Raw genomic sequence first — 8,333 nt, 5'->3', positions numbered from 1 at the left:
CACACTGACAACCATTTGGGAATCCCCCGATTCAAGTTTTCGGCGGGATGCTTTAGAGTCTGAGAAGGATTGAGTGCTTTGCGGCTGTTACACGTGAGTCTTACCGCGCGTGATGCAGATGAACTATCTGCGTTTTATCGAGGCGCTTTTGGATTTGTTGACCTGCGTCCACCAAGGCGACTGTCAGGCGACGTGGTATCTCGCGGAAACGGACTGCCCAACTCTGACATATACTCTCTCTGGCTGAACCTGCCTGACCATCATGAGCCTTTCTTGGAGATCATGGAGTACGCCGAGACCGTCAGTAGGCCCATCCCGGCAGTGAATGAGCCGGGTTACGGTCACCTTGCATTTGAGGTGCTGGATCTGATCAAAACCATTGAAAGAGCGCTGAGGCTTGGCGGGTCGTTGCTAGGCGACGTCTCGAATTTCGGCACCGAGGAACAACCCCACTTGATAGTCTACATCCGCGATCCCGAAGGTAACATATTGGAATTGGAGCAGTCTTGCCCGCATTAGGAGCGGTATTCGGGCCAACCTCGAAAAATGGCAGCAGGTTGCTGCCGAAACGCGATAGTCGGATTACTAAGCCGTCGCCCCCCTGTTATTAGCCTCGTCTTCAAGCTACTTCCAGAATTTGAGTACCGCAACGAACAATGTTGGGGCTTCCCTTCCTACCGCCTCGCAGGCCTCCTTTGACCGCGATGACGGCGAATACCACCAGTGGCAGATGTTTGGCGTCAGGACAGTCAGTTCTCCTCAGCAATCTTGACCGATAGAACCGTCAAACTAACCTGCCCAGCGGTTCCCCTCGACCATATTGCGGCCCACGGTACGGCCATCAAGACGCAACGAGTTCCGTCGCAGGCGCGGCCACGCCCGTTGAGAAATCCCGCCGGATAGGCTTCGGCGCTAGAAGGTTGTCGCACGGTTTCGAGTCCTATTGCGGTGAACCGACCAAGAAGCTTGTCATACCAGGCAATTACCGCGTCTGTGTCGATTTCGTCCTGACCAAGGTGCAGAGCCCCGATGCAATTAGTAACAAGCTGAAGATCGGGTGTATCTATCATCTCTTGTGTCGCGTACGTCAGAAATTTCAGTGCCTCTGGTATTGCGCGGCGATCATCGGAAGCTGTATCGATGCGCCAGACCCGCCGGGCCGGGCCATGTCGGCCGACACCGTTGTGCAGGTGATGTCTTGGAGCTGAGGCGGAGCTCCCCGAGTTGTGAAGACCCGCCCTTGGTTCCCACCCTAGGATTGGCCGACCAGTGTCCGGTCGGAAACATGGTAGATATCCAGAACACCCAGAACGGGGGTCAATGCTGTCGACATCCCCTCGGGCGATAAGGAGTTCGCTGCAGCGGCCAATAAAACAGCATTTTCCATCTCGGACAAACGGTTAAAAGATTGGCCTATGGCCGGCGCTGCTCCAAGGATGATGAACGCGATTGTCCACCTGATACGCCGGACGATCATCATTTGCCCTTACCTGTGACTGCCCGGCTTGTGTCCTACCTTCCGAAAGTGAAAACATGTAGGTCATCGGGCGACCTTTTAAGGATACTGGTAACCTAGCACCGTTTCCCCGAGATGAGCCATTGCACCCCTGCCATGGGTTCTGATCAATGCGTTCTCAAACTAGGCCCAAGCGCGAATTCCGCCATTCATCCATTCTCTTGGTCTTAAAATAGCAATTGGCTCAGGCGCGGAGAAATCACCTTTTGCGCATCTTTCCAGTTTGCCGGGTGCGGCCAAGGTCAGGAATGCTTATGATAGGATTTGCCCCAAGCCGGACTCGACTCTGACGGGTAGACAATCACGTCGCACCTACGATACCTCCGCGTACATGACCGGCACCTTCCCTCTGTTTCTGACACCCGCCGCGCAAGCAGGTAGCACGCTACCGTCACACTTTCTGAACAAGCAAATGCACATTCTGCTGGGTGCCGGTGTCTCCTGGGACAGGCTCAACCCCGATCTTCGCGCTGCGTTTTTGTTGGGTTATTACCTTGGCAACGTTCGCAATGGTGGCCACAGCCAGTTCATGGGCAATGCGCGCAACTACTATGGCGGCGATCCCGCGCGGTTTCTTGACTGGGCGATGGAGGCCGCCGAGCGCTATGAGATGTCCGAAACCTTGACCATCATGCGTGATGTGCAGACCTGGATGGCGGAAAACCCGAGGGAAGCTGCAACACAGACGGGCTTTACTCCCCACGTCTCTCCTGCGCTCAAACCCTATGACACTGCCTTGTTCTCGGCCGATACGGTGGACGAAAAGACCTGGCTTGCCCGCGTATACACCTTGCCAGAGGCGCATGCGCAAGAATTCCTGCGCATGTGCAGCTACGAAGAGGGATATGTGAGTTTCCCCGCCATCATCTCCGAGATCGAAGAGCTTCGGCTTTTGGCTGCGTTCGATCCCGTGATGATCGTCACCGACGACACCTTTGAGGCGGAGGTAAAGGCCGCCGCCGCCGCAGATCCGGTTGCAAAGGCCGCCCGCATGACCACGCGCTTGGCCGATCTCGCGCTGACCTTACCCAAACCCGCGACCTGTGCGGCCCTCAGCCTGTTTGCCGAAGGCGAGCATCTGCCACCCACCGAATGTTTGCGCGCAGGTGCCGCCAAAATCCGTCGCCCGAAACGAGCAGGCGTGCTGGCAACAGCGCGTGGTGATCATGCCTTTGTTGTGGAGCTCGGTAAAAACAGTCTCACGGTCTTTGAAGCCACGGGCGACCCGGATGCCGAGCTTGAACGCGCGATCAGTTTTCCCTCCACCCCGAGCGGGCTCTTCGCCCGCCTGTTCGATTTTTTCGACTCAAGACGCCGCGCCGAACGGGCTTTCAAACGCCTAGTTCGCCAAAAAGCCGTCCGCAAAGCGCGCAAAATGGGCGAGGTCTCCATCTCTGTCGGGGATGAGATTGCAGCGCTCAACAGGCTTTTTCACCTGCCAGAGGCCTTAGCGCTATGGCTGGAGCAAGCACAGGAAATCGTGACTCCTGCCAGTTGGCGCCTCGAATTGGCCGAAACCGACCGTATCCAATGGCGCTTTGAAATTGGGGACGCCTGCCTAAGCGTCATCGCGTCGGCGAAAGAGGTGCAGATCAGCACAGGCGACACAACCATGGTCTATCCGCACGAAGACCTCCACGCGCTGCGTCAAAGCATAGAAGGCACGACCTGAAACAACTTGTGGGACGAACTGTATTACCGGAAACTTAGTCCGCATCTTACGAGTTCAAATCCCGTACAGCCAATGTCGGCGTTGCTCGTCATCGCCTCTTCGGCCAATTGTATTCACCTGTGAGCAGGATGTGTGCCCAACCGAGTGGGGATGTGTGGGCGAGGAGTTCGGGGGGAACGGGCAGCCCGGCGTCTTGACGCTCGGCGACGGCATCGCCCAACGACGATGAACACAACGAGCGCCTCATTCATGTCCGGGACCTGTACTCAGAATATTTGGATGGTCTCACAAAGCAGCAACGAACCGATGCCTCCTATTCCAATGTGCACCCGTTTTTTGACAGGCACCGCGTTTCGAACCTCCCGGCATACACAATTCACCAGAACTGCCGTGCTCCCGAAACCCTTAATTTGCGCTCCTATCGCCACACTATCGGAATTTCAGGACCAGACTGGGACGGCACAGCTCGTTTGTTCCGAGCCATTGTTCGAGACTGCAAGAATTAGTCGATTTCGTTGCCACCATGCACCTCTTAATCCCACGCCGCGTAATCTACGGTCGACTACAACGTCTCACATGCAGGCAACTATGAACAATCCCGCCTTCTCTCGCGTGGATAGGAGTTGCCCATGTTCGCGTAAGTGTAGTGACCTGCAACCATAATCGCATCGGCTTGCAATCATCGCGTTTTTTGGCCCGAATTAGTTGCGACTATCGATGGGGGTAAACCCATTTTAATTGCGAATGAACCCAGATTGTTTGCAACCAGCCTGCAATCATCGACCCGAACCCAAATTATGTGCGAACGGGTCAATGCAGCATGGAGCGCCGTCCACAGCACTGCTTGAACTTCTTGCCGGACCCGCAAGGACAGGGCTCGTTTCGACCGACCTTCCCGCCCTGGTGCGTGAATGTTCCGGAAGACAGCGTGTATAGATTGCGTTGCTTCAGAAAAAATCTATGCATCCGCATGACGCCCGCGGCGGCGCCAACGACCAGTTCTTCTCTTCGCTCATCCGATATGGGCTCGTCATAGGGCCGCATCTCCGGATCTTCATGATGCTCATAGGCCAACGCCCAGATTGGCACCATGGCACCACCTTCGTTTTCGTCATCCATGATTTCGGGCCAGATATTCGGTCGCAGATTGGTGCCCAGAAGGAAGCCTTGTGCCCAGTGGTTTGCCCGAACTTTCCCCTGCTCATCCTCAAACAGGAGCGGCAGATAGACCTCTTTGGAATCCAGCTGCTGGTTCACATGGTTCCAGTGCCGGTTTACCAACTCAATAAATTGTCCAGCTTCTTCCATGCTTTCGAAGTCCAGATCACCATCGTCGGTCGTTCCGGTTTGGATAATGGGCATGTATTCACTGGGCATGACCAGATCCGGGCAACAGGCCAGTGCGGCAAAGAACCCGTCGAGCGCTTCGATATTCGGGATCGCCCCACCGCGCACCCGGCCAAGGAAATTATCCAGTAGCTGCTCTTCGCGCTCAGACAGTTCGGTTTTCAGGTTCATATCGGCAGCCCTGCCTTACGCATGAGGGTGGAAAGCTCGTCAGTTCTGTCCGTGTCCAACTGACCTTTCAGGAACCGGCGGATTTCCGGAAGTCGGGTATCGGTGAGATCGGCCAGCGCCTTTGGGCTATAGCCGATCCGGGACAGTCGGGCGTCGAGATCATCGAAGCCTACCGAGATGGTTTCTTCAACGATGTCACGTGTGACCTGATCTGCGCCCATGCGATACGCATCAACGAAGGCCCGGTTCAGATGTTCGGCAAATTGCAGCGGCGTGGACAGGCGCTCTGCCAGATATTCCTGTGCGGCATCTTCAAAGACATCTGACGGGTCAACACCATCCGCCAGACACTGTCCCAGAAGCCAGGACACAAATTCACGGCGTTCGTCGCCAATGCTGCTGAACTCGAACTTGGTGGTGCGGTGGCCGATTTCCTCCATGGTCGCCCGGCGCAAGTCATTCTGAAGCCGGGGATGACCGACCAGGACAACAGACAATGAGCCGCCGCCTGCACTGATGACCTCTCGAAGTCGTTTCAGCCCGTTCAGCGTATGGCCGTGCAGATCATGGGCTTCGTCGATGAAGAGAGCGATTGGTTTCTTGGCTTTTCGCACGGCTTCCTGAAGCAACCGTTCCCGGCGTTCGGGCTGGGTGGGCACCTTCATGTCCGGGTCGCCGGTGATGTCGAGGAACAGCGCGGTGATCAGGGCGGGCAGAACGACGCGCGGCTTGTCCACCGACAGGCTGCGCGCCACGATGATCTTCTTGTCAGCGGTGATTTGATCCTGAAGGCGGTTGATCATCACGGTCTTGCCGACACCTACAGGTCCGGAAATGGCGATCAGATCTCCGGCCATTATGGCCGCCATCACATCCTCGCGGAACTGGACCAGTCGCTCGGTTTCAAAATACCCGGCTTGGCTCCACACCCGCTCGATGTGGAAATGCTGCATGACCTGCCTGTTTAACACCTGCTCGTCCCTTTTCCTTATTTCCCGCGCCGGAAGCGCTCTTTGACGGCCGTTTCGATCTCGGCCTTGTTCAGTGTTCGGCCGACCAATTCGCCGACGAATGCGCGGTCATCCGATGAAAGCTCTGCCAGAGGCCGATCCAGAAGGTAGGATATGCCCCGCCGCGCGCTGAGCTCGTTTTCATAGGCAATCTGCCCCCACGGGTCCGGATCGGTGAACTTAATCTTGGGCAGTGGCACGACCTCAGCCGGGGCGGCCTCAAAACCGGAGCCGCTAAGTGCTGCGCGCGGCAGGCTGATCTGCTCCGCCAGCTTGGCCACCGCTTCGGCGCGTTTTTCACGAGGGGACAGCTTTCGCTTGCGATACCGGTGCAGCGGAATTGGCCCGCCTTCCGGCCGATACGGACCATAGCGCTTGTCATTCCATTCCACGAACAACTCGTGATCGAACAAACCCCACCACAACAGCACCTCTTCGCCGGCAAGATCGCCATCGACCTCATAGAATGCGCCATCAATCGCTACCCGCGCATCGGCGGCAACCTTGCGGCGTTCCGGTTCGCGGGCATAAGCGCAGAAGCGTTCCCAGGAACACATCTCGCGAATGCCGGTCTCCGGGAGATTGGCAATCCAATCCTCAATCCGGCTGTGTGCCTCCCGGCGGTGGGGCTTGTCATTGTACTTGCTGATGAAGTTTCTCAGCCAGAGATTGGCCTCCGCCTCGGTTTCCGGCTTGTGGAAGTGATACAGCGTTTCATGGGCTTCTTTCACAGTTCGGAATGGTCGCTCGACCTTGCCCTTTGATCGAGCGCTGACGCGGGAACCGTCCGATCCGGCAGGCATGTGGGTTTTCCAGTCCACGCCGAGCCGTTCCATCACAGTCTGGAACACCAGGCTTTTCGCAACAGGGCCGTTGTCGAGATAAATCATCTCGGGAATGCCCTGGAACTCTGTATCTTCCTTCGGGGCCATAGCGTTGAACAGAAACCGCAACGCGCTTTCTGCATCTTCGCCGTAGACACAGCGGTATTCCTGATAGGAGGTGCCAGAACGATCATCCACAACGCTGTAAAGCATCATCGTCGGCTGACCGCGCTTCACGTCTACCCAGGCTGGTTGCGCAATATGCTTCAGATCCGACGGGCTCATATCAAACTTCCAGCAGGCATTGGAATAACGGGCCTCAAAACGGATGGCAGGCGTGGCGCGTGTCATACGCGGCTGATCAAAACCCCAATCTTTCAGCCACCGATTTACGGTTGAACGTTTCAACAGTCCCATCTCGGGCTGCACGTGACCATCCGGCGTTTCCACCCCGTGCTCTTCCAGAAGTTCAATGGCCCTATTGGTCGAGAGATGCCGCCCCTTCTTGTTGCTCGTTCGCATTTTCAGCGCGGCAATGATCTCGCAATATCGCACCATGTCTTTCTCAGAGATGCCACGTGGCTTGCCACGGTCAGCTCGCCGAAGGCCCTTGGGTTGGTGCAGTGATTTCAGGGCACGGTAGACAGTGGACGAACTGACACCAAAGAGATCCGCTATCCGGCCAATTTCGTCCCGCCGAGCAGCTGATCGCGACGGCAGTCCCGCCAACCGGGTTCTCAACGCCAACAGCGTCTCGGCCGGAATGCGGATGCCTCTATTTGCCATCGGCAAACTCATCTACATACGCATAGAGCGTGGCCCGCGAGATACCCATTAGATTACAGATCTCCGGGATCGTGTGCTCACGGGAATGATAGAGCTGGACCGCATGAGCCCGTTTCTTACGATCCAACACCTTTTTTCGGCCACCCTTGCGCCCGCGTGCCCGTGCCGCCGTCAGACCAGCCTGTGTCCGTTCCCGGATCAGGTTGCGCTCGAACTCCGCCAATGCGCCAAACATGTGAAAGATCAGTTGACCGCCACTCGATGTGGTGTCGATGGATTCCTGAAGGCTTTTCAGGCCGACACCCATGTCCTTCAGTTCTTCGGCGCGGGCAATCAGATCCTTTAGAGACCGGCCCATCCGATCCAGCCGCCAGACAACCAATGTGTCGCCGTCGCGAAGCTGCTCCAATGCCTTGATCAGACCTGGACGCTCGCTTTTGGCTCCACTCACCTTGTCGTCGAAAATCCTCTCGCAGCCTGCGGCACGCAACGCATCGTGCTGTAAGGCAAGGCTCTGATCTTCGGTCGATACACGTGCGTAACCAATGAGCATGAAAAACCGTCTGAATATTCAATCCGATTGATCAAATGCATACGGTGATTTCCAGATGCGGTAAACAGACAAATTTGTTGTGTAATATCAAGCGGTGCAAACCTTGGTCGTATGCCGTGCAAGAAACCCTCGTTTCCCAGACCAGCCGTTCAGACCTGGCGCAGCAAATCTGGAACATAGCCAGGATCCGATTTTGAGCCAGTCACCTCATGTTTACTTCAATCTCGGCGATGATCAGCTCCAGGTGCTGGAGGTGGTGAGCGATTAACCGCAGGTCGTGGTCGTAGTCAGCCAATACATCAAATCGGTGTCCTTCGACTACATGGTATTGGTTTCGGGTCAGCGTATTATCTGGGGTTTTCTCTAACGTTACCTTCAAGACTTCGTTGAGTGCCATTTCCACGGAGTAAATCGGCGATTGGTCCATCGTGTCATAGAGGTGACGCACCGCGTA

At 56.2% G+C, this 8,333-nt stretch carries 8 protein-coding genes and 1 pseudogene; 2 read left to right on the top strand and 7 right to left on the bottom strand.

Annotation, left to right across the window (positions count from 1 at the left end; genetic code table 11):
- The first annotated feature begins 93 nt into the window (after positions 1–93).
- Positions 94–519, top strand: coding sequence for a VOC family protein (locus tag GOX53_RS28305; RefSeq protein ID WP_371810452.1), 426 nt, complete (start codon positions 94–96; stop codon positions 517–519).
- A 733-nt stretch (positions 520–1,252) separates the two neighbouring features.
- Here the strand turns inward: GOX53_RS28305 and GOX53_RS28300 are convergent.
- Positions 1,253–1,480, bottom strand: a complete 228-nt coding sequence (locus GOX53_RS28300) for a hypothetical protein (protein ID WP_171182221.1) — start codon at positions 1,478–1,480, stop codon at positions 1,253–1,255.
- Between the two features lie 367 nt (positions 1,481–1,847).
- On the opposite strand from GOX53_RS28300, the gene GOX53_RS28295 reads away from it, so the two are divergent.
- Positions 1,848–3,188: a hypothetical protein gene (locus GOX53_RS28295; protein WP_171182220.1), complete on the top strand. Its 1,341-nt coding sequence runs from the start codon at positions 1,848–1,850 to the stop codon at positions 3,186–3,188.
- A gap of 88 nt (positions 3,189–3,276) precedes the next feature.
- Here the strand turns inward: GOX53_RS28295 and GOX53_RS30435 are convergent.
- The 6 genes and pseudogenes from GOX53_RS30435 to GOX53_RS28265 form a co-directional block, all read right to left on the bottom strand.
- Positions 3,277–3,408, bottom strand: a pseudogene (locus GOX53_RS30435) (Tn3 family transposase); the annotation flags it as partial.
- Positions 3,409–3,998: 590 nt separating this feature from the next.
- Positions 3,999–4,706, bottom strand: a complete 708-nt coding sequence (locus GOX53_RS30025; protein WP_171182223.1) for a UPF0149 family protein — start codon at positions 4,704–4,706, stop codon at positions 3,999–4,001.
- Entirely contained in the window at positions 4,703–5,659 is a 957-nt protein-coding gene (locus tag GOX53_RS28280) for an ExeA family protein (RefSeq protein WP_171182218.1), read from the bottom strand. The genes GOX53_RS30025 and GOX53_RS28280 overlap by 4 nt, the downstream gene beginning before the upstream one ends.
- 35 nt (positions 5,660–5,694) lie before the next feature.
- Entirely contained in the window at positions 5,695–7,305 is a 1,611-nt protein-coding gene (locus GOX53_RS28275) for a DDE-type integrase/transposase/recombinase (protein ID WP_171182222.1), read from the bottom strand.
- 10 nt (positions 7,306–7,315) lie between these two features.
- Positions 7,316–7,879: a recombinase family protein gene (locus GOX53_RS28270; RefSeq protein WP_171182217.1), complete on the bottom strand. Its 564-nt coding sequence runs from the start codon at positions 7,877–7,879 to the stop codon at positions 7,316–7,318.
- Positions 7,880–8,081: 202 nt separating this feature from the next.
- On the bottom strand, positions 8,082–8,333 hold a 252-nt coding region (locus GOX53_RS28265), incomplete at its 5' end, for a hypothetical protein (RefSeq protein WP_171182216.1).

Origin of the sequence: Ruegeria sp. HKCCD8929, assembly GCF_013031405.1 — a bacterium.
Lineage (GTDB): Bacteria > Pseudomonadota > Alphaproteobacteria > Rhodobacterales > Rhodobacteraceae > Ruegeria.
Note: the sequence above shows the minus strand (reverse complement) of the source record. Positions and strands in the feature narration are given on the sequence as shown.